Genomic DNA, 25,071 nt, shown 5'->3' with positions numbered 1-25,071 from the left:
GCCCTGCCGTCGTAGAGACGTCAGGGCGCCGGAGTGTCGCGAGCTATTTGATGTTGGCGAGGAGGGTGTTTTCCTGGGCGGGGTCGCTGGCGGCGGCCTGTTTCGCCGCTTCGCGCCTGGCGATTTCGGCGCTGTATTCGCTCTGGGTGATTGCACCGCTGGTGAGCATCTGCTGCAGTTGGGAGTCGCTGTAGCTGGCGAGGCTGGTGGTGCCGGTGTCGTCGTCGGCGTCGGTTTCGCTTGCCCGGGTGGCGCCGGCTGCCGCGCCGGAGGGGGCCGGGCCTGCCGGCGGGGCGCCGGTCGGAGCTGCGTTGGCCGGAGCCGCGTTGGACGACGGGGCAGGTTGTGAACTTAGCTGGGCGCCTTCTTCGCTGATTTCGACGGTGTAGGCCGGGGAATAGTCGGCGCCGGGGGGCGAAACGGTCTGAGCGGCGGCCGGCGCGGCCCCGGAGGCTGCGCTCAACTGCTGGGATTTTGTTTGTTTTTCGTCCTGGGGCTTGACCGTCTGGGCCGGATTGGCATACGGGGAAGCGGTCGTACTGCCGCCCGCCTGGATATTGCCGATCTGGTTCATGGGGAAAACTTCCTTTCGCAGAAGCGTTGCCAGGTCTTTTCTTTTATTGTCGCTTGCCTGTATTTGAATAGGGTTTGATTTTACCCGGTTTTTTCCGTGGCAGATAGCCGGACGCGGGGCCGTGGCTAGCGGACGACGGCCTGGAATTCCGGGAGGGTGCGCATGCGGGCGAAGTGGTCCTGCCGGCGGGCGACTTCTTTGACGCTTTGGTCGAGGGCGACGGCTTTTTTGAGGTATTTGAGCGATTCCTGGGTGTTGCCGCGGTCGGCGTGGATGGTGGCGATGCCGTAGTAGCTCCAGGTGCTGGCGGGGTCGCCCTGGAGGGTTTTTTCGAACCAGAGGAGCGAGTTGTCGAGGTCGTCCTGGAGTTTGTAGGCCATGGCCATGTCGTAGAAGGCGGGGACATAGTCGGGACGCATGTCGAGGGTTTTGTGGATGAGGGCCACGCCGCCCTGGTAGTCGCCTTCGAAGCAGAGGGCGATGCCTTTGGCGGTGTAGATTTTGTGGTTGGCGGGGTCGGCGGCGATGGCCCGGTCGTAGTCGGCGACCGCTGCCCGGTAGTCGTATTGCTCGTAGTGTTTGCGGCCGCTGGCGAAGAGGTTTTCGGCTGCGGCCGCCTGGGCCTGGTCGACGGCGGGGGCGGCGGGTTTATGGGCGGCGGGTTTTGTGGGCGGCGGCGCGACGGGCGCGGCTTGCGGGGCGCAGCCGGCAAGGCCGGCGAGCAGGGCCGCCGCGGCGATGACGATGATTTTTGCTGTGATGGCGTTCATGTGTTTTCCTCCGCCCAGCCGATAAATTTCATAACAATTTTATCACTTGCCGGCCGGTTTTCAAATGCCGCCGGGCAAAAAAAGGGCCGGCACGGCCGGAACTTGTTTTAGGCGAGGCTGATAAACCGGCGCAGGAGGCGCTGCCCGTAAGAGTTATCTGCCAGCGAATTTTTCAGTTTATCGATATCGAAGCCTTCCCGGAGCAGCGCCGGGCTTTCTTCCTCGATATAGGCGAGCATCACTGCCGCGTTGAATTCGGGATGGAACTGGACGCCCCAGATGTTGTCGTGGATTACGAAGGCATGATGGGGTTCGAAGGCGTTGGCGGCCAGCAGGCTGGCAGCGGGAGGCAGCTTTAGAACGGTCTGGGCGTGGAAGACGTGGCCGGGGAATTTTGCCGGCAGGCAGCTCAGCAACGGGTCGCGTTCGCCTGCGTCGGTGAGCTGGATTTCGACGGCGCCCACTTCCCGGCCGCGGGGGTGGTAGCCGACGGTTCCGCCCCAGGCGTCGGCGATGATCTGGTGGCCGTAGCAGAGGCCGAGAACGGGCACGGAGGCGCCGCACACGTGCCTGAGCCAGTAGGCGAGACGCCTGCTCCAGTTCTCCCGGTCGGTGACCATGGCGTGCGAGCCGGTTACGATGACGGCGGAAACGTCCTTGAGCGCCGGCATGGTTTGGGCGATAAAGACGGGGGCGACGACAACGTCGCCCGCCGGGATGCCGAGCTGCCCGATGATATAGTCTTCGAAATCGCCGTGTTTTTGCCGGATCGACGGGAAGGTCGTTCCGGTTTTTATGATAAGCAGTTTTTTCATTGCGGCACCCGTGTTTCAAAAAAATAACCCAAAGGGTTTTCCCTTCGGGCTTCGTTGCTCACTTTTATAATAAATACCTCAGGGCTATTTGTCAATCGGGGGGTGGGTCGGGAATGGCGCGGGGGCGATGGCCAGTATTCTCAGCACGAGCGCCCTCCCCGGATGAGTTTCCGAGGTTGCGTAAAGGCGTTCATAATTCTTCCTCCTTTACCCATACTAGAAGGAGTTAGTGTATTAGGAGGGGGCAAATATGAATATCTTCGATGTTATCCATGATAATTTCGAACCGTTTTTGGATGGCGAGATAAGGCCGCTGAATGTTATGGAGGCGGCGAATTTATGGTATTTTCTCGCCATAAGCGAGACGACGATGCGCAATGAGGAGGTGGCCTATAATCTGGCGCAGGACCAGGAGCTGAGGGACAAGCTGCGGGATGCGAAGGTCAGCGTTCATCAGCCGATCGCCAAGGAAATACAGGAGTTTTTGCTCAAGGAAAATGTGCCACTGCCCCACGGGACGCCGCCGAAGCCGGTGGTCGCTTATCAGCTCCCCGAAGGCGCGAAGTTTAATGACCAGGAGATCGCCAATCTGATGTCGTTCAACCTGCTTCTCGGCATTACTTTTGCGGCCAGGGGGCTTACCGAGTCCGTCCGCGCCGATGTCGGCCTGATTTTTTTCAAGGTTATCGTCAGAAAAGCGGTTTTCGGCGCTTCGGTCAAAAAGCTTATGGCCAAACGCGGCTGGCTTAATAATGCGCCTGCTTTCAAGGCCTAGATGTATTGTCGGCGAAAAGAAACGGCGGTATGCGGAAAAACGGCAAAACCTCCGGCGACGAGCCGGAGGTTTTTTGTGTGCAGATTTAGTTATTCCAGGCGCATGCTTATATCCGCGGCCTTGACGGAATGGGTGAGGGCGCCGCTGGAGATGATGTCGACGCCGCCGGCGGCGAGGGCGACGATTTTCTCCAGGGTGATGTTGCCGGATACTTCGACGAGGGCGCGGCGGTCGATGATCCGCACCGCTTCCTCGATCTTGGCCGGCGGCATGTTGTCGAGCATGATGACGTCGACGCCGGCGGCCAGGGCTTCGTGTAGCTGAGCGAGTTCTTCGACTTCGACTTCGATTTTTACGAACGGCGAGACGGCGGCCCGCACTTTCCCCACGGCTGCGGCGATACCGCCGGCGGCTTTGATGTGGTTGTCTTTGATGAGCGCCATCGAGTCCAGGCCGAGGCGGTGGTTTTTGCCGCCGCCGACGGTGACGGCGTATTTTTCGAGCATCCTGAGGCCGGGGGTGGTTTTGCGGGTATCGACGATGACGACGGGGCGATGGCCGCAGGCCGCGACGCAGCGGGCCGTTTCGGTGGCGATGCCGGTGAGGCGCTGGAGGAAGTTGAGCGCCACCCGCTCGCCGGTGAGCAGCGGGCGCGTCGGTCCCTGGAGGCGGGCAAACTTTTGCCCGGCGCCGATGCGGTCGCCGTCGGCGTTGGCAAAGGTTACGGCGACGTTCCCGTCCAGGAGCGAGAAAACCCGCGCGAATACTTCGCGCCCGGCCAGGACCACGTCCTGTTTGGCTATGAGCCAGCCCGCGGATTGGTGGTCGGGGGCGAAGATCGCTTCGCTGGTGATGTCGCCGTGGCCGATGTCTTCGATCAAGGCTTGGCGCAGGATCCGGTCGAGGGCCAGTCCGTTCATTCGATTACCGCCTTTCTTCCCCATTGCTGCAAGCTGTGCCTGCGGAAAGCTTCGTCGTTTTTCGCGGGATAGTCCTCGCGGTAGTGGACGCCGCGGCTTTCGGTGCGCAGGAGGGCGGCGGCCAGCAGCAATTCCGCGAGTTGGCAGGCGTTGACCGTATGGCAGGCGGGCCGGTCGGCGGCGCTGACCGGCATGCCTGCGCCGCCGGCGCGCAGCCAGTCGAGCGTTGCCGCCAGTTCTTCGCCCCGCCGCACCACCCCGGCGACGCGGTCGAGCCGCGCTCCGAGGCCCGGCAGGGCGCGGCCGGGCGTGGCCACGCCGCCGGGCGAGAAGCCGCCGACGGTTCGCGGTACGCCGCGGACGCCGTTGATGTGGGCCGCCGTCCGCCGCCCGAAGACGACGCCTTCAAGGAGGGAGTTGCTGGCCAGGCGGTTGGCGCCGTGGACGCCGGTGGCCGCGGCTTCGCCGCACGCGTACAGGGAGGCTACGGTGGTGCGGCCCCACAGGTCGGTTTTGATGCCGCCGATGGTGTAATGGGCGGCGGGGGCTACGGGGATGAGGTCGCGTTCGAGGAGGAGGCCGTTTTCGGCCAGTTCGCCGTAGACGTGACGGAAGCGGCCCGCCAGGTGCTGCCTGCCGAGACGCCGGGCGTCGAGGAAAACGGGGCCGCCGCTCTGGCGGGCGGTTTCGCGCAGGATGGCGCGGGATACTTCGTCGCGGGGGGCGAGCTCGCCGCTCTGATGGTAGGCGGCCATGAACCGCTGGCCCTGCGCGTTGCGCAGGACGGCGCCTTCGCCCCGCAGCGCTTCGGTGAGCAGGAAGACTTTGCCGGACGGCAGGGTGGCGGCGGTGGGGTGGAACTGGACGAATTCCAGGTCGGCGAGGGCGGCCCCGGCCCGGTAGGCGGCGGCGATGCCGTCGCCGCCGGCGGAGGCTTCGTTGGTGGAGCGACTGAAAAGGCCGCTGTAGCCGCCGGTGGCGACGACGACGGCCGCGGCGCGGAGGTGAAACAGACGGCCGCCCTGGGCGGCGATACAGCCGCAGCAACCGTCGCGGTTTGTCGTTATGTCGAGAAGGAAGCAGTCGTCGAGCGGCGTTATGTTGGTCCGCCTTGCGGCTTCGGCGGCCAGCGTTTCGGCGATATGCCTGCCGGTATGGTCGTAGTAGTGGACTACCCGCCGGCGGGAGTGGCCCGCCTCTCTGGCGAGGTCGAGGCCGCCTGGGGCCGAGGAGAAGGCCGCCCCCAGGGATTGTAGGTATTCCAGGGCGGCGGGGCCTTCGCGGACGAGGATGTCGACCGCTTCTTCCCGGCACACCCCCTGCCCCACTTTCAGGGTGTCGGCGATGTGGTCGGCGGCGCTGTCGTCGGGACCGACCGCGACGGCCATGCCGCCCTGGGCTTTGTATGTGCTGCTGGCGGCGAGGGGTTGTTTGCTGAGGAGGGCCACTTTGAGCCGGGGGGCGAGCGACAGGGCGACCGTCATGCCGGCGATGCCCGCGCCGACGACGGCGATGTCGCAGTTGCGTTGCGCCAGTTTTTCCGGGCGCAGGCATTCGGGGGCGATATAACCGCGTGCCATTCAAACCACCCCGAGCATGCGGGTGATGGCCTGGCTGGCTTTGCCGGCGACCGTGGCGTCGACGGCTATCTGCTGCCGGTTGTGGAGCAGGGCGTCATGGATGCTTGCGAGGCGCGTTTTCTTCATGTTGGGGCAGACCAGTCCGGGGTGGAGGAGGAAAACCTGTCTGTCCGGCCGGGCGGCTTTGATGGCGCTGAGCACGCCGGCTTCGGTGCCGATCGCGAGGACGGGCGCGCGGGAGCTTGCCGCGTAGCGGATGATGTCGGCGGTGCTGCCGGCGAAGTCGGCCATTTCGACGACGGCGGGCGCGCACTCGGGGTGGACGAGGATTTTCGCGGCGGGGTGTTTTTCCCGCACGGCGAGGATGTCGCGCGGCGCGACTTTGGCGTGGGTAACGCAGGTCCCTTTCCACAGTACGAGTTCTTTGGCGGGCAGGCGTTTGGCGACGTATGCGCCGAGGTTGGCGTCGGGGACGAAGATGACTTTGGCGGCGGGGAGCGAGGCGACGACTTTGACGGCGTTCGCCGAGGTGCAGCAGATGTCGCTGAGCGCTTTTACTGCGGCGGAGGAGTTGATGTAGCAGACGACGGGGGCGCCGGGATGGAGCCGCCTGAGGTTTTCCACGTCCGCGGCGGCGATGGTGTCGGCCAGCGGGCAGCCGGCGTCAGGTTCGGGCAGGAGGACGGTTTTGGCGGGCGCGAGGATTTTGGCCGTCTCGGCCATGAAGCGGACGCCGGCGAAAACGATGGCGGCGCAGTCGGTTTGGGCGGCGATTTTGCTCAGATGGAACGAGTCGCCGACATGGTCGGCCACCGCCTGCACTTCGTCGAGCTGGTAGTTATGCGCCAGGATGAGCGCGTGGCGGTCGTGTTTGAGTTTTTGTATCTCTCTGGCAAGCTTGTCCATGTCTTTACCTCCCGGCAACCGCCGTGCCCCGCTGGGGCAGCGGCCAATGTGACATTACAGTTGTCTTGTCACTTATGGTTATTATACGGCCTAGGCGGTATGGCTGACAAGCGGAATCGGCATGTTTGGCAGATTTTATTTGTAGAGGATGTTCTCCCGCTCCAGTTCGCGTTCGATGCGGGCGAGCGCTTGCGGCGACGGCGCTTCGACGGTATGCAGGTGCACGCCGCCGGTTATGGCCGACAGTGGCTCGGCGCCGCTGTTCTTCAGGTTGTGGAGGAATTCGGCCAGGTCGTGGCGCGAGGCGAGCATGAGGTTGGCTTTCAGTTCGCCGTATATCGGGTGCTCGACGATGACGTCGAGGACTTTACCGCCGTTGTCGATGATGATCGCCAGTTCGTCGGCAAGTTTGTCCCAGCCGTGATGGCAGGCTATTTTGGCCGTTTTGGCGGACGGCAGGCGGGCGGGCGGTAGCAGGTAGCCCTGGGGGGTGGCGTATATTTCCTCGCCGGCGGCCCTTAGTATGGCGATGTCGCCGACGATTACCTGCCGGCTTACGCCGAGTTCCTGCGCCAGGGCTGCGCCTGTGACCGGGGCGCCGGTCTTTTGGAGTTTGTCGATCAATCGGGTGCGCCGTTCTTTGGCGTCCATCGCTCATCCCTCACATCTTGAGCCGTCCCGGAGAACGGCGGGTGTCATTTATAATTATACACGCGGCTAAGACGATAGGCTACTCTGCGGAGCGGAAAGGGAGAACACCCGGCACTTATTTGACATAAAATATAACATAAAATATAACTGCGGGGAGGATGATTTATCGTATGGAGATTATCTGCAAGGAGGTCCGGCCGTTCCCGGCGCTCGATATGCACCAGGTGTGCTTCTGGCTGCGGATAATGAAGGAGCATGCGCTGTTCATCAGACTGGGGCTGCCCTGCGACCAGACGGAACTGCGCAAGGAGGCGCAGTGTTTCTACGATTTGTTCCAGAGGCTTGAGCAGAAGGCCTGCCAGGTGAACTGCAGCGAGGCTTTCCGGGCGTTCGTCGAGGAAGTGATGGTGGCGGTTAAGAATTTCTTCGCCTTTAAACGCCATCTGCTGTGCCTGCTGGTGGAGTGCAAGATCCGCGGCGGGGCTAATTACCCGCTGCTGATCGACCATATCTCGCGCGAGGCGCTGTATTTCTATAAGCTGCTGCAGAAGGTCTGCGATGGGGAGATGCAGTATCCGGTGGACGCGATCGTGAGCGAGAATGTGTTCTGGATCCGCATCATGGCCGATCACCTCAAGTTCATCCGCGGCCTCCTCGATCCGTCGGAGCGCGAGGCTTTCGAGCAGGTGCAGGCGCTGAGCGACAAGTGGGACGGCCTCAACCTGCACGCCCGCGATTTCGAGAGCATGCTGTGGCATATGAGGCCAAATAACGATTTCACACGGTTCGAGAAGACGGTGACGGACGCGGCGGTCGAGCTGCGCGATTTCAAGGCGATGGCGCAGGAGCTGATCGAGCAGTGCAGCCTGCTGTCGCTCATCCCTCCCCTGCTGGCCGACCATGTCCGCCGCGAGGCGGAGCATTTCCTGCATATTCTGGAGATGATCGGCGGCGCACTGGGCGGCTGCCACGATTCGCCGATCATCCGCTGCGACGACGGCTGTATGGATCTGCCGAAGAGGTAATAACACCAGCGCAAAAGGCCGCCGGGCTTCCGGCGGTCTTTTGGCGCGCGGCCGGGCGAGGTTTAGCCGGGCTGACCGTATAGCATACTAGTAAGGACATTACACGCGAACAGGAGTGAGGCACTTTGGACATGAATGAATTTCTCCGCGATATCTGGCAGACGTCGCTTGTTTTCCTGACGATGCTGGTTCTGGCGAAGATTCTCGGCAAAACGCAGGTGGGGCAGCTGACTTTATACGAGTACATATGCGGCATCACGATCGGCTCTATCGGCGCGAACATCGTGGCTTCCAAGCCTGAGGAGGTCTGGAACCACTATTTCGATCTTCTCCTGTTTTGCAGTCTTACCCTTATCGCCGCCCGGGCGACGCTGATCAACAGGCCGCTGCGCAAACTGATCGAGGGCTCGCCGACGATCGTGATCGAGGATGGCCGGATATTGAAGGATAAGCTGAAGGATTTGCGGTTCGATGTCGACGAGCTGATGGGCCAGCTGCGCGAGCAGGGCATTTTCGATGTCGGCGAGGTGCAGTTCGCCATCCTGGAGACGTCGGGGCATCTGAGCGTGCTGCAGAAGGCGGCGTACCGCCCGGCCACGGGGCAGGACCTGAACATCCGCCAGGACGACGCCCGCCTGCCGGTCGAGCTGATCGTGGACGGCGAGATCGTGGCCGATAACCTGCCCCGCGCGGGGGTATCGCGGGAGTGGCTGCTGAACGAGCTGGCGCTGCGGGGGATAACGGACGCCGATAATGTTATCTATGCCGGGTTCGATACCCAGGGGACTTTTCAGGTGAAGGTCGCTAACACCACTGCCCAATAGGCAACTATTAACAACGCAAATCGCGTTATTTAGGTCGAAATTTAGCGATATCGTGGCATTTTTTTGTTTATTGGCAAAAAATGAAGGATTAGGGTATATTGCACCGAATTGACACCTCACTATATTTATTTGTGGGGGGTATAACCGTTGTTTGGGCTAGGAAAAAGAAACGATGTTACCAAGAGAGAAAGCTCCGTCCACAGTGAGGCCCATATTTGCCGACAGTCGCTGATTGACGCCATCAGGAGCGTACGCGCCGGGAAAGACGCGTATCTGGACGGGAATACGCCGGGGTGCGGAGAAATCGCCGGCGAGTGGAACGCGATGCTGGATACCGTGTGCGGGGATAAACGGCGGACGGTGGCCGGGGTGAACGACCTGCTGGCTGAGGTAACCAGGATGGATTTCGTGAAGCAGATGTTGGACGAGGTCGGTAAGCAAAGCCAGGCGATGCATTCGATCGCGGCCGGCAGCGAGGAGATGGCGGCGTCGGTGGACGATGTGGCGAACCGCGCCCAGGGCGCGGCCAGCCACGCCGACAAGGCGGCGACAGAGGCCGGTCAGAGTACGGAGACGATCGCCAAGGCGTTTTCGTTCGTGGAGGAGTCGTTCGCGGCGATGGACGCCGTGAACGGGCAGATGCAGGAAGTGCTCGAAAGCACGAAGAAGATCGGCGCGATCGTGGATATTATAAGGGAGATCGCCGACCAGACCAACCTGCTGGCGCTGAACGCGGCGATCGAGGCGGCCAGGGCCGGCGAGCAGGGCCGGGGCTTCGCGGTGGTGGCGGACGAGGTCCGCAAGCTGGCGGAGCATACCAAGGCTTCGGTGACGGAGATTCAGGGGAGCATCGGCGATCTGCAGGCACATACCCAGGGGTCGGTGGCGAACGTGGCGGCGACCGCCCGCCGGCTACAGAGCGGCAAGGAGCTGGTGGACGGCGCGCTGGGCGCTATCCGCGGCATGCAAGAGGCGATCGTCGCCATCAACGGGGAGATCGTCCAGATAGCCGCGAACAGCGAGGAGCAGACGGCGGCCGCGCAGGAGATCGCCGCCGAGGTGGGCACGGTTTCGGCGGGGGCCGAGAAGCTGCAGCACTCATGCGATACGACGGGCCGGGGCGTGTTCGCGCTCAGCCAGGGGATCAACACGCTGCGGATGGAGCTTTTAAAGAACGACCTTTGCCTGGGGGTCGAGGAGCTGCTGGATATCTGCATCGCCGACCATCTGCTGTGGCGCTGGCGGGTGTACAATATGCTGCTCGGCTACGAGAAGATCGATGTCAATACCGTCGGAACGCACCACGACTGCCGGCTGGGGAAATGGTACTACGCGGAGGGTTTGCAGGCGTTCGGCGGCGACGACGTTTTCACAGGCATGGAACAGCCTCACGCCGAGCTGCACCGGTTCGCCCGGGACGCTGCGGCTGCCTACGGGAAGAACGACATGAAGACCGCCCAGGATATGCTGGCGCGGATGGACGTATGCTCCGGGCAGGTGGTGGAAGCGCTCAATGCACTGAAGAGGCGGGCCGGGACGCAGGGCTGCCGGGCCTGACAGAGCGGAAAAAGGGACGGCCGAAGGCGGCCGCCTGGCGGAGATAGGACGTGTTAAAGCCGCGGACGGTGTCCGCGGCTTTCGCATGCGACTCATTTCATTTCCGCGGAGAAAAAACCGAACGCGACGAGGATGTAGAGGGCAACGGCCAGCGACGCCAGCCAGGCGAGCGGCGGCCTGAGGTGATGGAGGCGGACGATGGGGAACATGACGCAGTCGAAGAGTACGGAGTGGGCCAGCGACCAGCCGTTGAAGTAGGAGATGCCGCCGACGATGGTGTCGGCGGTTTCGATGGTCGCGAACAGCGCGATCCACGCCAGGATGTATCTGGCCTGCCGCGCCGGCCCGGCGGCGGGGTAGTTGCTGAGGTAGACGAGCGTGGCGGTCGGCAGGAGGACGAAGGTGTTGAGCAGTTCGACCGTTGTTTCGCTGACTGCCAGGGTGTCGGCGTTGAAGTCCCACAGGGGGTGATGGTAGGTGATGTAGCCTGCGGCGAGGTTGGCGACCATGACGAACAGCAGGGTGGGGTAGTAGCGTTGCCAGCGCCGCCAGTCGCTCCACCGCCAGGCGGCCAGCAGAAAGCCTGCCAGCAGGCCGATCCGGAACAGGAGAATCACTGTCCGGGGCTGGATAAGACCGTCCGTCACCCGCTCACCCCCTCCGCCCGCGCAAGTACTGGTCGAGGTTATTTTTTGCCCGCGGACGGCGGATTATGTGCCCGGTCCGGGACAAAGGGGCGCCGCAGGCAGGCTGCGGTGCCGCCGGAATGGCCCCGGAGGGATTGTTTCCGCCGGAAAAACGGTTTACAATGTAGAGTGTCAACACTCTTCGGAGGTAGCCTATGATAACGTTGTCCGCGTTTTACGTTTTCAGCGTCATTCTCGTCGCCAGCATTCTGCAGACGGTCACCGGCTTCGGCTTTGCCCTCGTCGCCGCGCCGCTGCTGACTTTCGCCATAGCGCCGAAGGAGGCCGTAATCGTCGTCATTTTTATCGGCATTCTGATAAAGGGCTTCATGGTCTGCAAGACGTGGCGCGAAGGCGCGTTCGCGCGCATTTTTCTCGTGTTTGCCGCGAGCGTCGTGGGCGCGCTGCCGGGGGCTTATGTCCTCCACGCCGTGAGCGACAGTGTCCTGAAAATCGTCATCGGCCTGACGCTCGTGCTGGTGACACTGGCGATGTACGCGAATTATCGCGTGACCATCCGCCGCCACGACCTGGCCAAGTCGCTGGTCGGATTTTCGAGCGGCTTTCTGGGCGCGGTGACCAGTTTCAACGGCCCGCCGCTGATTATGTATCTGATGAACGAGGGCGGCGACAAAACGACGATCCGGGCCGACCTGGCGCGCTACTTTCTCCTCTGCAATATGGCGACGATTATGATCGCTTACTTTGTCGGCACTGTTTCCACCGACCGTCTGCCCGGCTACGCGGCGGTGTCGGCGCCGGCGATCCTTATCGGCTGGTGGCTGGGACAGAAGATTTTTCGGCGCATCGACGCCGCGCTTTTCCGCCGCATCGCTCTCGGCGTCATTTCGCTGAGCGGGCTGGTGACGTGCGGGCTGGGCCTGTGGCCGCTGATGACGAAGTGAAACCCGGTCGCGATTTGCGGCCGGGTTTCGCTTTTACTTGTCGGTGTTGTCCTGGTAGTGCGCGGCTTCGGCCCGCACTTCTTCAGCCGACAGTTTGCCTTTGCCTGGCCGGATGCCGTGCTCGACGCCGAATTTGACCGGTCCTTTCTGTTGCCTGGGCGTACAGACCACCTCCGCGGTTAGTGTGCTCCCGCGCCGCAGAGTTTATCACCGTCACTCCGGCCCGCCGCCGGCGTATTATATATGGCGGCGGCTGGGGGAGGGATGGTATGGAGATATATTTGACGGCAGCCGGGGAGGTGGCGTGCCGGCCGCCTGCGCCGGAGGGCACGGTGGCCGGCCTGCTGGCGGCGATGGAGCGGTTCGGCCGCGGCGCGGTCGACTGCACCGACTGCGCTCATACGTGCTGCGCCGGCCTGCCGGTGTTCGCGGATAATGTTTTCGTTCGCAGTCTGTGCGCTTTGGCGAGACCGGCCGTGGGCGGGCAGGAGGGCGACGAGCTGGCCCGGCGCGTGCTGAGGCTCGATCCGCTCTCGCGCCGCTGGCTGCTGCGGCCGGACGGGGCCGGACGGTGCCGCCTCCTGGCCGCGGACGGGCGCTGCCTGATTTACAGGGTGCGGCCGCTCGTCTGCCGGCTGCATCTTTGCCTGCCAAGCGAGGCCGGGTTCGCGCGGCTGAAGGATGACCTCTATTTCGCGTACCGGCACGCGCTGGCCTGCGAGCTGGCCGGGCCGGACGGATTCGCGCCGGCGGCGGCCGCCAATCCGCTCATCGGCGCGACGGACTATGACGCGGTTATCGGCCTGGTGGCCGCCTGGGCGCGGGCCGCGCGGCCGGACGGGCCGCAGGGCCTCAGTCCCTGAGCGGCTTGGCGCCGAATAGCGGCCCCCCGGCCGTACGCTTGGCGAGGGTGTGGCGCAGCCAGTTAGCGTCGTCGCGGGCGGGGAAGTCGTCGCGGATATGGTGGCCGCGCGTTTCGGCGCGCGCCAGCGCGCAGCCGGCGACGAGGCCGGCGATTTCGGCCATGTTTTCGAGTTCGAGCAGTTCGACGAGCCGCTGGTTGAAGACGCCGGCGTCAGGGACCCGGGCGGCCGCGAGTTCGGCCTGTGTTTCGCGGGCGAGCTGCGCCAGCCGCGTGAGGCCCGCGGCGTCGCGTCCGACGCCGGCGTGCTGCTGGACGGCGGCGCGCAGCCGGTCGCGGAGAGCGGCGATGTCCGTGCCGCTGCTGCCGCGGTCCAGCCGCGCGGCGATCCGCGCCGTTTCGGCTTCGGCTGCGGCCGGGTCGGGCCCGGCGCCGCCATTTTCCGCCGCCCAGCGGCTTGCCGCCAGGCCGGCCCTGGCGCCGAAGACCTGGGTGGCGGTGAGGCCGTTGCCGGCGAGGCGGTTGGCGCCGTCGAAGTTGCCGGCGCATTCGGGGGCGGCGAACAGGCCGGCGACGGTGGTGCGGCCGTCGGGGTCGATATGGATGCCGCCCATGAGGTAGTGGGCGCCGGGGGCGACTTCGACGCGGTCGGTGGCGGGGTCGACGCCGTGGGCGCGGATGTAGTTGTATTGGAGGATGTCGAGTTTGGCGGCGACGGCGGCCGCGCCTTTCGGGGAGTCGCCGACGTACCACAGCAGGCCGCCGTGGGGGCCGCCGCGGCCGTCTTTGATGGCCCGCGCGAGAAGCCGCATGGCTTGGTCGCGGACAGGCAGGGGCTTGGGCAGGACGGGTTGGCCGGCGTTGTCGTAGATGTTGCCGTCCAGGGCGTCGGGGGCGAGGAATTCGTAGTGCACGAAGGCCCCCTTGAGGGACGGCGGCCAGACGAGCACCGACGGGTAGAAGAGCGCCATTTCCATGTCGACGAGTTCGGCGCCGGCGCGGTAGGCGTAGACGATGCCGTCGCCGGTGGCGTCGGCGGGGCAGTCGTTGGTGGCCCACAGCCACTGGCAGCCGCCGGTGGCCATGATGACCGCCCTGGCGGCGAGCAGGGTGAGTTCGCCGTTCCTGAGGTCGAGCCCGACCGCACCGGCGGCGGCGCCGCCGGTGTTCCGGACGAGGCCGGTGATAAAGAAATCGTCCATGATTTGGATGCGGGGGTTGCTCCGGCAGGCTTTGGCGAGGGCGGCCGCGAGGCCGATGCCGCCGCCGCGCACAAAGAGATTGCGCGGCCTGGACTGGCCGGGGAACTGGCTCAGGGTATAACCCCCGGCGGCGTCGCGCACGAAATTTACGCCATACCGCTCGGTTTCAAGGACGCGGTCGGCGGCGTCCTCGGCGAGCGCCCGCACGAGGTCGCCGTCGGCCAGCCCGTAGCCGCAGGCAATGATGTCGTCGCAGAAGATGGCGGCGCTGTCGTCGGGATGCAGGGGGGCCTGCATGCCGCCGGCGGCGGTGAGCGTTATCCCCGACCTGGCCAGCGGCCCTTTGTTGGCGAGGATGACGGCAGCCCCCGCCTCGGCCGCGGCCAGGGCGGCCCGCAGGCCGGAAGCCCCGGCCCCGATGACGAGCACGTCGGTATTATGTCTGGCGGTGATTTTCATTGCCCACTCTCCCCTTCCGCCGTCAGCGGGCGGGCGAAATCGATGACGACGTCGCGGACGACGGCGTAGCGCGAGTGCGGCTCGATCACGACCGTTTCGCCCGGCCGCACCAGGGTGGTGCAGCCGAAGGCGTCGCGGCCGTTGACCCGCACGAGGCACGAGCCGCAGCGCCCTTTGAAGCAGGTCGACGTCCGGCAGCAGAATGTGGCGTCGAGTTCGCGCACTTTGGCGAGCAGCGCCATGACCGACAGCGGCGCGGCGCTGGCGACGGCGAATTCCTCCAGGCGGCCGGCCTCGTCGGCGGCCGGGTCGAAGCGGAATACTCTGACGGTTATCGGCGGCGAATTATCCATCCGTTCATCCCCTCTCTGTAGATATTTTATCCCATCTCGCCGCCGTCCTCAATCCCGCCGCGGAGGCGTTCGCCGTCCGCAGGAAGGAACAGGGCCGCCGCGGGTCGAATTTTCCCTGTTAGGTAAACCTGACAACGGAGGAAAGATTATGCCCACCATTATCAGCCGCTACGCCACAGGCATTATTGCCAGCCTGATCGCCGCCCTTCTTCTGACCGGCGCCCCCGCCCTGGCAGCGCCCCAGGACGCCGCCTCGCAGGGCAAGAGCGCCAGAGCCGAGGCGATCGAAGAAATCGACGGTTATCTGGCGGAGATGACCGCCGACGAACTTGCCGCCACCCTCAAGCTGCTCAGGGTCAGGAAGCTGGTCGGCGCCGTGTATGTGGACGGCGCAGCCAAGCTCGATCTGCTCGGCGGCGCGGTGAAGGGCGCGGTCGGCGCGGTCGGCGACCCTTACAGCGAATATATGGACGCCCGCGCGCTCAAGGAGTTCCTCATCGATACGAAGGGGATTTTCGGCGGCGTGGGCCTGGTGCTCGGCATCAAAGATAAGCGGATCACGGTCATCGCCCCCATCGAGGGGACGCCCGCCGACCGGGCCGGGATCGCCAGCGGCGACTGGATTATCGATATCAACGGCCAGCCCACGAAGGATATGGCATTGGACGAGGCGGTAAGCAAGATCCGCGGCAAGGAGGGCACCGAGGTTATCCTGACTGTCGGCCGCGCCGGGCAGGAGCCCGCCGATTACACGATTACCCGCGACACTATCGAGATTAAGACGGTGTCCGGCAAGATGCTGGAGGACGATATCGGCTACCTCCGCCTGAGCTTTTTCAACGAGACGACGGGCGAAAATTTTGCCGCCAAGCTGCGCGAGCTGGAGGGGCAGGGCATGAGGGCCGCCATTCTCGACCTGCGCAATAACCCCGGCGGCCTGCTGGAGGAGAGCGTGAAGGTGGCCGGGCAGTTCGTGCCCAAGGGCCCGGTGGTGTCGGTGGTGACGAAGGACGGCAGCCGCCGGACGAGTTATGCTCAGCCGGGAGGGCCAAGGTACCCGCTGGTGGTGCTGATCAACGGCGGCAGCGCCAGCGCGTCGGAGATCGTGGCCGGCGCGGTGCAGGATACCGGCGCGGGTACGATCGTCGGCACGCGGTCGTTCGGCAAGGGGTCGGTGCAGAGCCTTATCCCCCTCGGCGACGGCACGGCGGTGAAGCTGACGGTCGCCCGTTACCACACCCCCAAGGACCGGGTGCTGAACGGCGTGGGCATCGAGCCCGACGTGCTGGCGGTGCAGCCGCCCGATGCGCGGGAGACGGGCAGCGACGCGCAGTTGGCGAAGGCTATCGAGGTGCTGAAGGAGAAGCTGCAATAGGAAATAAGCTGCGGATGGGAGTATTAATTGGCGGACCGGCCAATTAATACTCCCATTTTTGCAATGCCGGGCCGGGCGGGCCTGAAAACAAGGAATATTGAAAATATTGTCAAATTATAGCGAATAAGCGGCTCAAAAATGCCGATAATGCCATGTATGCGGCCAAAAAAGAAGGCAAGAACTGTTGGCAGGTTTACACGCAGGAGATGCAGTCCGCGGCTTACGAGGAGATGCGGCTGACCGGCGGTTTGCGCAGCGCGCTGGAGCGGGAGGAGCTTTCCCTTTGTTACCAGCCGCAATTTCTTGCCACCGGGTCCATTATCGGCTTCGAAGCGCTGCTTCGCTGGAACAGCCCCGAATTGGGGGCCATTCCGCCGCGGCAGTTCATCCCGCAGTCATTTGTCGATATGATAACAACCGATATTTATGCGGCGAAAATTATCGGTTCCATTATCCATATGGCCCACACGCTCAATATTGCGGTTGTCGCCGAAGGGGTGGAAACCAAACAGCAGCTGGCCTATCTCCGGGATCACGGCTGCGACCGTATCCAGGGGTTTATCTTTAGCAAACCGCTGCCCGAACTGGAGGCGGTCAGTTTTCTGGCCGGGAATAATTGAACAGGGAAGACTTTTAAGCCGCCCGCCAGGACGGCTCAGCTTGTAGACAGAGTCAGACTGGTGAGAAAGGTCCAGATGCAAGGCGCACCGGATAAGCAGGCACACAACGCTTTAGCGTTGATGTGATCGCTTATACCCGAAGGGTGCGAGCGCGCCGCGCCGCGTACTTTGGGACGTACGCAAGCAAGCGCTCTGAGGAGCAACGCCGCAGATGGGCCTTTATCGACAGTCTGAGCCGCCCGCCAGGGCGGTTTTTTTGTGTCCGGGATGGAGGGTGCGGGGGGTAGAAAATAGTTATTTTCTGCTTGGAAAATTAGCAGGAATTTACAAAATATGTGTATAACATTAGCAAAAATGGACGTTAATTCCAAGTGAGCGGCGAGGTGCCTGTGGAAGAATTGGAGCGGTTCAAGCGGCGGGAGGCATCATGGGAGGAAGGCCGCGCCAAAAATATCACCTTTATTGTTACCGAAGACTGTCAGCTGCGTTGTAAATACTGCTACCTCGTCGGCAAGAATCCCGGCCGGCGGATGGATTTCGCCTGCGCCAAACAGACGGTGGATTATGTCCTCGGAACACGGGCGCTGTTCGACGAGCCGTCGGTTATCTGGGAGTTCATCGGCGGTGAGCCGCTGATGGAGATCGAGCTGATCGACAGGCTGAGCGATTATATCAAACTGCGGATGTATGCGACAGGACACCCCTGGTTCGACAGTTACCGCTTCAGTCTTTCCACCAACGGCCTTCTTTACGACGATCCGCGGGTGCAGCGCTTTATTTTCAAGAACCACGGCCATCTCAGCATCGGCATCACTATCGACGGGATCAGGGAAAAGCACGATATCGCCAGAGTCTTCCCCGACGGCCGCGGCTCGTATGAGGCGGTGGTGCGCAACATACCCCTGTGGCTGCGCCAGTTTCCCGACGCCGGTACCAAGGTGACGGTGGCGCACGACGATCTGCCTTATATTAAGGAGAGCGTGCTGCATATCTGGAGCCTGGGCGTAAAAACGGTGAATATCAATGTGGTGTTCGAGGATGTGTGGCAGCCGGGCGACGACGTTTTGTTCGAAGAGCAGCTTGTAGGCCTGGCGGACGCGATTATCGACGGGGAACTGTACCGGGAATATGAGTGCTCGTTTTTCGACGACTCGATCGGCAGGCCGCTCGACCCGGCGGGCGACAATCAGAACTGGTGCGGGTCGGGCAAGATGCTGGCCGTGGGGGCCGGAGGCGAGTTTTACCCCTGCGTGCGCTTCGCGCCCCACTCGATGAGCGGCAAGCGGCCACGGGTGGTGGGCGACTGCGTGGGCGGCGTCGACACGAACAGGCTGCGGCCGTTCCTTGCCCTGACCAGGCTGGCGCAAAGCCCGCCGGAGTGCGTCGCCTGCGAGGTGGCCAGCGGCTGCGCCTGGTGCCAGGGCCTCAATTATGAGGCGGCCGCGACGGATACCATTTATCAGCGGGCGACTTATATCTGCCTGATGCACAAGGCCCGCGCGCGGGCGAACAGGTATTACTGGGACAGGCTGCGCCGGAAGCGGGGCGAAAAGTTATGCTGACCCATCTGCTCGTGCTGGTCGACGGCAGCGCGCCTTCATTTTGCCATTACGATCACGACCGCCGGCAAACGGCGCTGATGCCGCTCGCCACCCTGGAGCGGGCGATCGCCTTTGCCGCAAGCCGCCGGCTGTCGCTGACCATGCTGCCGGGCCGGGAGGAGCTGCCGCCGGAATACCGGGCGGTGCTGGCGAAAACCGACCATGCGGCGATCGTCCCCGCGGCTCTGGCCGACCGCTATCCGAACGCCGTCCTGGTGCTGGACCCGGACGATACCGGGGGCGCTCCGGGCGACGCCAAGCGCCGGTTCATCCTTCGCCTGCCGCGGCGACGGCTGACCGCTATGGCGGACCTTGTCCGCTCCTGCCTGGGGAGGGCTTCGCGGCTCGATGTTTATCTCGGCGATATCGACCGCTATACGGCGGCCGATATCGAGGAGTACGGCCGGCAGCTAGATCTGGCCGCGGGGTATGTGGCCGAGGTGTACCGGCAGGGCAGCCTGCCGGAGGTGAATATTTTCTCCGACCGGATGCTGCTGAGCGGCATGAATAACTGCGACGCCGGGACGGTTCACCTGACCGTGGCGCCGAACGGCAATTTTTATATCTGCCCCGGTTTTTACTATGACGACGAAAGCAACGCGGCCGGCAGCCTCGAAGCGGGCGTGGCGCTTGTCAACAGCCAGCTGCTGACGCTGGCGAACGCGCCGGTATGCTCGTGCTGCGACGCTTATCACTGTAAGCGCTGCGTTCATCTGAACGCCAGGACGACGCTGGAATGGAACACGCCGTCGCGCGAGCAGTGCGTGCTCGCCCACCTGGAACGGAATGCGGCGCGGCTCATCCGGGAACGGCTCGGGACTGTCCCCCCTTTCTCGCGGCTGAGGGCCATTCCCGCAGTCGACTATTTCGATCCATTTGAACAATTACCGACACGGAGGCTTTAGCGATGAACGAAGCCAGGCGAAAAATCGGCGCTGTGACCCCCGCCGAACGCGACGAGATCAAGGCTCTTTTCGAACGGAAGAACGCTTTGAGCGAGCTTTTCCGTTCCCTGGTCGGCATGCCGGACGAAGAGGCGGCCCAGAGCGCCATCTATGAGCGCCTGGTCAGGGATATGGGGGAAACGGCCACGAAGTTTCAGGCCTGGTGGGACGAAAAAAACGTCAAGTACGACTGGGAGAATATCAGCGGCTGCAGTTGGGAGATAGATTTTGCGAGCGGCGACATCTACCTCCGCCGCCAGGGGTAGGAGCGACTATCGCCGCTGCCCGGCCGCTTGAGCCGGTAAGAAAGGAGGATGGCTATGAAAGGATCCGACCGGGAGACCGATAATTTGTCCGCCGCCGGCAACGGCCTGACCCGGCGCGATTTTATCAAAAGGGCGGGGTTGGCGCTGCCGTCGATCGCCCTGCTGGGGTTCGCCTCGATCGCCGAGGGGACGCCCTTGGGGCAAGGGGCCGGGAACGACACGGGGCCGCCTGCCGCGGGGACGGGCAAAGCGGGCGCGGTGGCTCCCCAGAAGGGCGGCTGCAACTGGGCGTGCGCAGGCAGCTGCGCCGGCCAGTGCGGCGGGAAGTGCAGCTACGGGTGCGACGGCTCCTGCCGGGGCTCCTGCTACCAGACGTGCACCGGATCGTGCCAGAACACCTGCCGCGGCAGTTGTTCGCAAAACTGCGGCAGCGGCTGCAGCGGCACGTGTACGCGGGGCTGCACGGGCCTGATGCGCTGACAGGCGGGTGATAAGAACGCCGATAACCCGGACCGTTGGGGCCGGGTTTCTTTTTTGCCGTCGACCGTTTCTTTCTGCCCGCCGGTTCGCGGCTAAAGGGCCGGCGGCGTGGGCAGATTAACGGGTAAACGACGGAAAAGGGAGCTGGAGGGTGTGCGGATACGATTCGGCTATGTGGCGATTGCGCTGGCCGTGCCCGAGGGGTCGCCGAACAAGACGGCGAGCGTGAAGACGGTGGAGAAGATCGCCGATCCCTTGGGCCGCATCGGCCGGCTGCGCCGCCTGATGACGGCCAACCTGGAGACGACGCTGCGCATTCTGCGGTACAACGCCGCCCATGAGGTCGCCCTGTACCGCTTCACGTCGAAGACGGTGCCGCTCGCCACCCACCCGCTGGCGGCGGACTGGGACTATATCGCCGACGGCGAGTCGCTGTGGCGGGAGATCGGCGATTATGTAAAGCTGCACGGGATGCGGGTGAGCGCCCACCCCGACCATTACACCCTGCTTAACAGCCCGAAGCCGGAGGTGCTGGCCGCGTCGCTCGCCGATCTCGATTATCACGCCCGCATGTTTGAGGCGATGGGGCTGCCGCCCTCCCCTTCCCTTGTGCTGCATGTGGGCGGGCAGTACCGGGAGAAGGCCGCGTCGCTGCGGCGGTTTGCCGAGCGCTTCGCCCGCCTGCCGGGCCGCCTGGCCGCCAGGCTGATGGTGGAGAATGACGATAAGATTTTCACCGCCGCCGAGGTGCTGGCGCTGTGCGAGGAGCTGGGCCGCCCGATGGTGCTCGATATCCACCACCACCGCGTCAACGGCGGCGACGGCGACCTGGCGGAGCTGTGGCCGCGCATCGCCGCTACCTGGGGCGAGGCGACGCCGAAGGTCCATGTGTCGAGCCCGAAAAGCAGCAAGGATATCCGCGCTCACGCCGATTACGTGGCGCCGGAAGATTTGCTGCCGTTTCTGCGGCTGGCGCGGGAGACGGGCCGCGATTTGGATGTGATGGTGGAGGCGAAGATGAAGGATGAGGCGATGTTCCGCCTGGTGGAGGGGCTGGCGGAATCGCCGGGGGTGGAGCGCGCCGGCCAGGCGGCGGTGGAGCTGTAGGGGGAAAGGATGAAAAATAGGTTGAACCGGAGGGTTCAGCCCTTATATTTATCTGTGGAAGTAAAAGGAAATAAAGTTATTAGTAGAAGGAGAAATTATGTGAATTACCCTAGCACAAAAGCAATAAGTAGGAGGGATTATTGTGACAAAACGTCCGTTAATGTTTTTTATAAGTATAATAGTGATGGCTTTTTTATTTTGTCCTGCCTTAGCCGCTAACGCTGCCACAACCACCAAAACCTTAGATGAGAATACGCGGATAATGCCTCCGGGATTTATGGCAATCCACGCGGAGAATGTACCGGAGTTCAAGAAGGGAACAACCGTTGTTCTCAACGAATACGGCGAAATTCTTGAGGGTACTTTGACGTACGCCAGATATCTGCCGTGCATCGGCGGACCGTTCCATTACGGGTATGAAAGCTGGGAAGTGATTGAAGCTGTTCCCAAGATTATAAGGTTCAACAACGATAGCAGAGTGTATTTCAACGATAAAGGGGAAGTCGTCAGAGGGACGATATCAGGTTACAAGTTAGCCGCTCCCATCGGTTCGACAAGCTTTGTTATATTGAACGACAATAGTGAAATGAGTTTCTACGAAGACGGAAAACTGGCCACGTGTACGTTGGGTGCAAAAACCTATTTGCGGCCGATTGGGTGGCAACAACTTAGAACAGGCTCCGGAGACAAAACAACCTTTCCGGGATTTGTCGAGTTTGCGAAAGCTACGGCAATTTCATTAAACAATAAAGGTGAGGTGATCAAAGGCACTTTAAGCCAAGACACAAAGCTACGTTCGCCGACCGGCAATATCCGGGTTTATGAAGCCGGCTCCACGGTAGCGTTTGATAGTAATGGCGCAGTTGTAAATGTTTCGAAATAAAGATGACAGGAATTCGCCGGCGGGGGCGGCTTTGGGGGATGCCCCGTGAAGCGAGGCGACGGCCGCTACTTGGCGAAAGAGCCGGTAACAGCACCGCGCGAGCCGCCATGGACGGCGGCGAGAACCGACAACGAACACGGACGTTCGTTTGGCGGTGGCGCGGCGCTGTCGGCGACGAGCCTACGTAAGACCGTCGCCGCAGCGTGGGGCAGCACCCAAAGCCGCCCCAAAGCCGGTATTATGCAGGCAAAAAAAGGCTGAACCTTTGCGGGTTCAGTCTTTTTTGATGTCGAGGCAGGCTTTGAACCGGCGAGGGTGGTGGCCCCGGTGGCGGCGCGGAGGCCAGGCGGCGGTGGAGCTGTAGGGGGGAATTATGGCGCATTATTCCAGATAATTTGGCATATTTCTACATTTACTGGAAATTTATATGTTATCATTATAGATGAAGGTAGTTTCGGTCGACCTTAATTTAAGGAGGATAAAAATGAAGAGGCTTTCAGTTCTGGTTTTGGCGCTTATCTTCTTTAGTGTCACATTCCAGGGGGTACTGGCGGCGCCGAGAATGGATTTCAAGGATATGAAGGTTCACCAGATTATTAACGAATATTACAGCGGCCGGGAACTCGACGGAGTGGAAGGCTTATGGATATACCAGGGCCAGAAAGGCCCGGTGCTGATAGCCGTGTTGTCGGGAGCAATACCGGACATAGGGGATCAATATAGAAACAAAAAGGGATTCGTCGGCGTAATGCTTCAGCCCGAATCGCTTTGGACGAAGGGAGAAGTGCGGTTCACGATCAATAAAGTGCTGACGCCGCACGAGAAATATGAGGGTTCCTGGCAGGGGATAACACTGTATTTTGTTTATGGACTCCCGGTTCAAAGCAAGGTCGGCATTAATGCGACTTTCACGGTGATAGGCAATACGCTGCGGCTGGAGGCCGAAGATATGGGCAGATTTGATTTGCAGCGCCTGTTTCCGGCCAGAAATCCGGCTCCGGGGATCGCTGGCACGGGCAGCGGCTTTTTCGTCAGCCCCAATCTTGTCGTCACGAACCACCATGTGATCGACAGCGCGAGAAAGGTGGAGATCCGCACCAAGGACGGCATGTGGACGCCGGCGACGGTGTTGGCTTCTGACGCGGACTACGACGTGGCCATCCTGGAAGTGAAGGGTTTGGAAAAAACCAGCAAACCGCTGCCAATCGGCAACTCGCTTTCGGTAAAAGTGGGCCAGCGCGTATACAGTTTCGGCTTTCCGGCCCCCAGTCAGCTGAGCGGCGATATCTCCGAGATGCAGATGCGCATGAACGAGGGGATCATTACCAGCTTGCAGGGCTATAAAGGGAGCGAAAAAGAACTTCAGGTAAGCATCCCGACTTACGGCGGCAACAGCGGCGGCCCGGTCGTCAACGCCATAGGCGAACCGATAGCGATCATCACCAGCGGCTTGGCCGGCAATGTCAATGAAGACGGCATTGTCGACGTGCCGCAGAATATCAACTTCGCCAGGAGGATAGAACGGGCGGTCGAGTTGATCGAGCAGTTAGAGAGGTTTCAGGAATTGAGTTATAAGGACGCGAATAGCGGCGAGCTCAAGACCGAGGCTATGGCCGAGCAGATGCTCGATTCCGTTGTGCTGGTACGGATTGAGGGGTATAAGCGCGAGAAGGTCGTAAACAGCCTTCTCAAAATAAAATAAGTTTGCAGTGGTGGCGATGTTATGAACTGTTTTAAAGCGCTGTCCGGTACGTTTATCCGGCCGATAGTGGTGATGCTGTGCGCTATGCTAGTAGTCAGTCTGCCGCAAGGCGGGGGCGAGGCCGCGCCGGGGCCGGAGCTGTCGCTGAAAATGCTGCAAGGCCAGCAGGCGGGCGAAATGACCGAGCCGATCCTAGCGGCTTTTCAAAGCGCAACGGCCGACAAACCGGGCGCCGAGCTGATGTTGATCAAAGCCTGGGCGCTGCAGTCTACCGGCCGCTACGAAGATGCGTTGGCGGTTTATGAGGAAATAATTGCCGCCGACCCCATGCTGTTATCCGCCCGTTACGGGAAGGCCGTCTGCCTTTTCGAGCTGCAACGGACGGCCGACAGCAGCCTCGAAGTAGGCGAGATAGCCAAGAAATGGCCGAAAAGCCTGGAATATTTGGCGTTGAGGAATATGAGCCGCGGAAAAATCATCAGCGGCGAGAAATCGGCGTGGGAAACGGAAATCGAGCAGTACAGACCGCGAACCAAGGCGGAGGCGTTTTTCAAGGCGGAGTGGCTGTTTGCCAACGAGCGCCTCGGCGACGCTCTCAGGATATATGATACTCTGCAGGAAGATAACCCCGACAGTTTGGTTCCTTTCCTGCGAGAAGCGGAAATTCTGGTGAACCAGAAGAAGTACCAGAAAGCTATCGATAAAATTGACAAGATTATTGCCAAGGACGGCAACTGCGGGGCGGCTTGGCGCATCAAGGGCGAAGCGCTGGCCGGGCTCAACAGGGACGAGGAAGCGCTCGCCTGCTATACCAAGAGCGACGAGTTGGGGGTCGACAATGCTAAGCTTTACGGCAAGCGGGGCGACCTGTTCGCCAAACAGCGGAATTACCGGGAAGCTCTGGCCGAATATTCTTTGGCCGTCGCACGGGCGCCGTCGGATTACAAGCTTTTTTACGCCCGCTACCGCGCTTATCGGTCCCTCGGCGAACAGCGCAAGGCGTACGCCGATCTGTGCAAGGCCGCCGACCTCTCGGACGATAAGCTGGCCGAGCTGCATTACCTGCGGGGGATGATGGCGCGGGGTCTGGGGTTTCGCCAGGATGCGATCAAATCGCTGGAAAAATACCTTCACCTGGCTGCCGATGACGATCACAACCGCGCTTATGCCGTCGCCGTCTTAGCCGCTTTGTCTTACTGACGGGAAGAAATAAAAAAGGCTGAACCTTT

Annotated in this window: 28 protein-coding genes; 17 read left to right on the top strand and 11 right to left on the bottom strand. The window is 62.2% G+C overall.

The genetic code is table 11. The features are described 5' to 3' along the window. Window positions 1-43: 43 nt before the first annotated feature. From RIN56_09855 to RIN56_09845, 3 genes are all read right to left on the bottom strand, one after another. Window positions 44-574, bottom strand: coding sequence for a hypothetical protein (locus RIN56_09855; GenBank protein ID MDR7867117.1), 531 nt, complete (start codon window positions 572-574; stop codon window positions 44-46). Between the two features lie 125 nt (window positions 575-699). Next, window positions 700-1,344 (bottom strand): tetratricopeptide repeat protein, encoded by a 645-nt coding sequence (locus RIN56_09850; protein MDR7867116.1) that lies wholly within the window; start codon window positions 1,342-1,344, stop codon window positions 700-702. A 107-nt stretch (window positions 1,345-1,451) separates the two neighbouring features. Then, window positions 1,452-2,159 carry a glutamine amidotransferase gene (locus tag RIN56_09845; GenBank protein ID MDR7867115.1) on the bottom strand — a complete coding sequence of 236 codons (708 nt, stop codon included), beginning with the start codon at window positions 2,157-2,159 and terminating at the stop codon, window positions 1,452-1,454. A gap of 250 nt (window positions 2,160-2,409) precedes the next feature. On the opposite strand from RIN56_09845, the gene RIN56_09840 reads away from it, so the two are divergent. After that, entirely contained in the window at window positions 2,410-2,934 is a 525-nt protein-coding gene (locus RIN56_09840; GenBank protein ID MDR7867114.1) for a DUF3231 family protein, read from the top strand. A gap of 89 nt (window positions 2,935-3,023) precedes the next feature. Here the strand turns inward: RIN56_09840 and nadC are convergent, their stop codons facing one another. The 4 genes from nadC to RIN56_09820 form a co-directional block, all read right to left on the bottom strand. Next, a complete protein-coding gene (gene nadC, locus RIN56_09835) occupies window positions 3,024-3,854 on the bottom strand; it encodes a carboxylating nicotinate-nucleotide diphosphorylase (protein MDR7867113.1) in 831 nt (276 codons plus the stop codon). Next, window positions 3,851-5,434 carry an L-aspartate oxidase gene (gene nadB / locus RIN56_09830; GenBank protein ID MDR7867112.1) on the bottom strand — a complete coding sequence of 528 codons (1,584 nt, stop codon included), beginning with the start codon at window positions 5,432-5,434 and terminating at the stop codon, window positions 3,851-3,853. Before nadB ends, nadC begins: the two co-directional genes overlap by 4 nt. After that, window positions 5,435-6,340, bottom strand: a complete 906-nt coding sequence (gene nadA, locus RIN56_09825; protein ID MDR7867111.1) for a quinolinate synthase NadA — start codon at window positions 6,338-6,340, stop codon at window positions 5,435-5,437. It lies immediately after the preceding gene. A gap of 135 nt (window positions 6,341-6,475) precedes the next feature. Continuing rightward, window positions 6,476-6,991, bottom strand: coding sequence for a transcription repressor NadR (locus tag RIN56_09820; protein MDR7867110.1), 516 nt, complete (start codon window positions 6,989-6,991; stop codon window positions 6,476-6,478). A gap of 170 nt (window positions 6,992-7,161) precedes the next feature. Between RIN56_09820 and RIN56_09815 the strand changes: the two genes are divergently transcribed. The 3 genes from RIN56_09815 to RIN56_09805 all read left to right on the top strand — a co-directional run bounded on the left by RIN56_09815 (window position 7,162) and on the right by RIN56_09805 (window position 10,397). After that, complete coding sequence (locus RIN56_09815; protein ID MDR7867109.1) at window positions 7,162-8,016, top strand: DUF2935 domain-containing protein; 855 nt, start codon at window positions 7,162-7,164, stop codon at window positions 8,014-8,016. Between the two features lie 131 nt (window positions 8,017-8,147). Beyond that, window positions 8,148-8,840 carry a DUF421 domain-containing protein gene (locus tag RIN56_09810; GenBank protein ID MDR7867108.1) on the top strand — a complete coding sequence of 231 codons (693 nt, stop codon included), beginning with the start codon at window positions 8,148-8,150 and terminating at the stop codon, window positions 8,838-8,840. A 147-nt stretch (window positions 8,841-8,987) separates the two neighbouring features. Next, window positions 8,988-10,397 (top strand): methyl-accepting chemotaxis protein, encoded by a 1,410-nt coding sequence (locus tag RIN56_09805; GenBank protein MDR7867107.1) that lies wholly within the window; start codon window positions 8,988-8,990, stop codon window positions 10,395-10,397. A 92-nt stretch (window positions 10,398-10,489) separates the two neighbouring features. Here RIN56_09805 and RIN56_09800 read toward each other — a convergent pair whose 3' ends face one another. Next, entirely contained in the window at window positions 10,490-11,044 is a 555-nt protein-coding gene (locus tag RIN56_09800; protein ID MDR7867106.1) for a CBO0543 family protein, read from the bottom strand. A 194-nt stretch (window positions 11,045-11,238) separates the two neighbouring features. On the opposite strand from RIN56_09800, the gene RIN56_09795 reads away from it, so the two are divergent. Next, window positions 11,239-11,988 (top strand): sulfite exporter TauE/SafE family protein, encoded by a 750-nt coding sequence (locus RIN56_09795; protein MDR7867105.1) that lies wholly within the window; start codon window positions 11,239-11,241, stop codon window positions 11,986-11,988. Window positions 11,989-12,021: 33 nt separating this feature from the next. On the opposite strand, the gene RIN56_09790 is transcribed toward RIN56_09795, so the two are convergent. Continuing rightward, window positions 12,022-12,159 (bottom strand): hypothetical protein, encoded by a 138-nt coding sequence (locus RIN56_09790; protein MDR7867104.1) that lies wholly within the window; start codon window positions 12,157-12,159, stop codon window positions 12,022-12,024. Between the two features lie 98 nt (window positions 12,160-12,257). On the opposite strand from RIN56_09790, the gene RIN56_09785 reads away from it, so the two are divergent. Continuing rightward, window positions 12,258-12,851: a YkgJ family cysteine cluster protein gene (locus tag RIN56_09785; protein MDR7867103.1), complete on the top strand. Its 594-nt coding sequence runs from the start codon at window positions 12,258-12,260 to the stop codon at window positions 12,849-12,851. On the opposite strand, the gene RIN56_09780 is transcribed toward RIN56_09785, so the two are convergent. Both RIN56_09780 and RIN56_09775 read right to left on the bottom strand, forming a co-directional pair. Next, window positions 12,841-14,511 (bottom strand): FAD-binding protein, encoded by a 1,671-nt coding sequence (locus RIN56_09780; protein ID MDR7867102.1) that lies wholly within the window; start codon window positions 14,509-14,511, stop codon window positions 12,841-12,843. The genes RIN56_09785 and RIN56_09780 overlap by 11 nt on opposite strands. Then, window positions 14,508-14,864, bottom strand: a complete 357-nt coding sequence (locus RIN56_09775; GenBank protein ID MDR7867101.1) for a 2Fe-2S iron-sulfur cluster-binding protein — start codon at window positions 14,862-14,864, stop codon at window positions 14,508-14,510. Before RIN56_09775 ends, RIN56_09780 begins: the two co-directional genes overlap by 4 nt. 148 nt (window positions 14,865-15,012) lie before the next feature. Between RIN56_09775 and RIN56_09770 the strand changes: the two genes are divergently transcribed. The 11 genes from RIN56_09770 (at window position 15,013) to RIN56_09720 (ending at window position 25,042) form a co-directional block, all read left to right on the top strand. Next, window positions 15,013-16,239 (top strand): S41 family peptidase, encoded by a 1,227-nt coding sequence (locus RIN56_09770; protein ID MDR7867100.1) that lies wholly within the window; start codon window positions 15,013-15,015, stop codon window positions 16,237-16,239. 152 nt (window positions 16,240-16,391) lie between these two features. Beyond that, a complete protein-coding gene (locus RIN56_09765; protein ID MDR7867099.1) occupies window positions 16,392-16,859 on the top strand; it encodes an EAL domain-containing protein in 468 nt (155 codons plus the stop codon). 389 nt (window positions 16,860-17,248) lie between these two features. Next, entirely contained in the window at window positions 17,249-18,421 is a 1,173-nt protein-coding gene (locus RIN56_09760; protein MDR7867098.1) for a radical SAM peptide maturase, CXXX-repeat target family, read from the top strand. Then, on the top strand, window positions 18,415-19,365 hold the full coding sequence (locus RIN56_09755; protein ID MDR7867097.1) for a CXXX repeat peptide maturase: 951 nt from the start codon (window positions 18,415-18,417) through the stop codon (window positions 19,363-19,365). Before RIN56_09760 ends, RIN56_09755 begins: the two co-directional genes overlap by 7 nt. A gap of 2 nt (window positions 19,366-19,367) precedes the next feature. After that, window positions 19,368-19,670, top strand: a complete 303-nt coding sequence (locus RIN56_09750; protein MDR7867096.1) for a CXXX repeat peptide modification system protein — start codon at window positions 19,368-19,370, stop codon at window positions 19,668-19,670. Window positions 19,671-19,724: 54 nt separating this feature from the next. Further along, window positions 19,725-20,150, top strand: coding sequence for a hypothetical protein (locus RIN56_09745; protein ID MDR7867095.1), 426 nt, complete (start codon window positions 19,725-19,727; stop codon window positions 20,148-20,150). A gap of 153 nt (window positions 20,151-20,303) precedes the next feature. Then, a complete protein-coding gene (gene uvsE / locus RIN56_09740) occupies window positions 20,304-21,257 on the top strand; it encodes a UV DNA damage repair endonuclease UvsE (GenBank protein ID MDR7867094.1) in 954 nt (317 codons plus the stop codon). A gap of 142 nt (window positions 21,258-21,399) precedes the next feature. Further along, window positions 21,400-22,140 carry a hypothetical protein gene (locus RIN56_09735; protein MDR7867093.1) on the top strand — a complete coding sequence of 247 codons (741 nt, stop codon included), beginning with the start codon at window positions 21,400-21,402 and terminating at the stop codon, window positions 22,138-22,140. Between the two features lie 45 nt (window positions 22,141-22,185). After that, window positions 22,186-22,401, top strand: coding sequence for a hypothetical protein (locus RIN56_09730; GenBank protein ID MDR7867092.1), 216 nt, complete (start codon window positions 22,186-22,188; stop codon window positions 22,399-22,401). Window positions 22,402-22,624: 223 nt separating this feature from the next. Beyond that, entirely contained in the window at window positions 22,625-23,842 is a 1,218-nt protein-coding gene (locus RIN56_09725) for a serine protease (GenBank protein MDR7867091.1), read from the top strand. A 21-nt stretch (window positions 23,843-23,863) separates the two neighbouring features. Next, window positions 23,864-25,042, top strand: coding sequence for a tetratricopeptide repeat protein (locus RIN56_09720; protein MDR7867090.1), 1,179 nt, complete (start codon window positions 23,864-23,866; stop codon window positions 25,040-25,042). The last annotated feature ends 29 nt before the right edge of the window (window positions 25,043-25,071 follow it).

This window comes from Sporomusaceae bacterium (assembly GCA_031460455.1).
Taxonomy (GTDB): domain Bacteria; phylum Bacillota; class Negativicutes; order Sporomusales; family UBA7701; genus Anaeroselena.
The sequence above is the reverse complement of the archived record's forward strand: the minus strand, read 5'-3'. Positions and strand labels throughout refer to the sequence as shown.

Excerpts from the sequence above, each read along its gene's own strand:
- RIN56_09815 (MDR7867109.1), top strand. The coding sequence starts at position 7,162 with ATGGAGATTATCTGCAAGGAGGTCCGGCCGTTCCCGGCGCTCGATATG.
- RIN56_09855 (MDR7867117.1), bottom strand. The coding sequence starts at position 574 with ATGAACCAGATCGGCAATATCCAGGCGGGCGGCAGTACGACCGCTTCC.
- RIN56_09850 (MDR7867116.1), bottom strand. The coding sequence starts at position 1,344 with ATGAACGCCATCACAGCAAAAATCATCGTCATCGCCGCGGCGGCCCTG.
- RIN56_09770 (MDR7867100.1), top strand. The coding sequence starts at position 15,013 with ATGCCCACCATTATCAGCCGCTACGCCACAGGCATTATTGCCAGCCTG.
- nadC (MDR7867113.1), bottom strand. The coding sequence starts at position 3,854 with ATGAACGGACTGGCCCTCGACCGGATCCTGCGCCAAGCCTTGATCGAA.
- nadA (MDR7867111.1), bottom strand. The coding sequence starts at position 6,340 with ATGGACAAGCTTGCCAGAGAGATACAAAAACTCAAACACGACCGCCAC.
- RIN56_09845 (MDR7867115.1), bottom strand. The coding sequence starts at position 2,159 with ATGAAAAAACTGCTTATCATAAAAACCGGAACGACCTTCCCGTCGATC.
- RIN56_09725 (MDR7867091.1), top strand. The coding sequence starts at position 22,625 with ATGAAGAGGCTTTCAGTTCTGGTTTTGGCGCTTATCTTCTTTAGTGTC.
- RIN56_09785 (MDR7867103.1), top strand. The coding sequence starts at position 12,258 with ATGGAGATATATTTGACGGCAGCCGGGGAGGTGGCGTGCCGGCCGCCT.
- RIN56_09810 (MDR7867108.1), top strand. The coding sequence starts at position 8,148 with ATGAATGAATTTCTCCGCGATATCTGGCAGACGTCGCTTGTTTTCCTG.
- RIN56_09780 (MDR7867102.1), bottom strand. The coding sequence starts at position 14,511 with ATGAAAATCACCGCCAGACATAATACCGACGTGCTCGTCATCGGGGCC.
- nadB (MDR7867112.1), bottom strand. The coding sequence starts at position 5,434 with ATGGCACGCGGTTATATCGCCCCCGAATGCCTGCGCCCGGAAAAACTG.
- RIN56_09755 (MDR7867097.1), top strand. The coding sequence starts at position 18,415 with ATGCTGACCCATCTGCTCGTGCTGGTCGACGGCAGCGCGCCTTCATTT.
- RIN56_09765 (MDR7867099.1), top strand. The coding sequence starts at position 16,392 with ATGTATGCGGCCAAAAAAGAAGGCAAGAACTGTTGGCAGGTTTACACG.
- RIN56_09820 (MDR7867110.1), bottom strand. The coding sequence starts at position 6,991 with ATGGACGCCAAAGAACGGCGCACCCGATTGATCGACAAACTCCAAAAG.
- RIN56_09840 (MDR7867114.1), top strand. The coding sequence starts at position 2,410 with ATGAATATCTTCGATGTTATCCATGATAATTTCGAACCGTTTTTGGAT.
- RIN56_09795 (MDR7867105.1), top strand. The coding sequence starts at position 11,239 with ATGATAACGTTGTCCGCGTTTTACGTTTTCAGCGTCATTCTCGTCGCC.
- RIN56_09745 (MDR7867095.1), top strand. The coding sequence starts at position 19,725 with ATGAAAGGATCCGACCGGGAGACCGATAATTTGTCCGCCGCCGGCAAC.
- RIN56_09775 (MDR7867101.1), bottom strand. The coding sequence starts at position 14,864 with ATGGATAATTCGCCGCCGATAACCGTCAGAGTATTCCGCTTCGACCCG.
- RIN56_09750 (MDR7867096.1), top strand. The coding sequence starts at position 19,368 with ATGAACGAAGCCAGGCGAAAAATCGGCGCTGTGACCCCCGCCGAACGC.
- RIN56_09720 (MDR7867090.1), top strand. The coding sequence starts at position 23,864 with ATGAACTGTTTTAAAGCGCTGTCCGGTACGTTTATCCGGCCGATAGTG.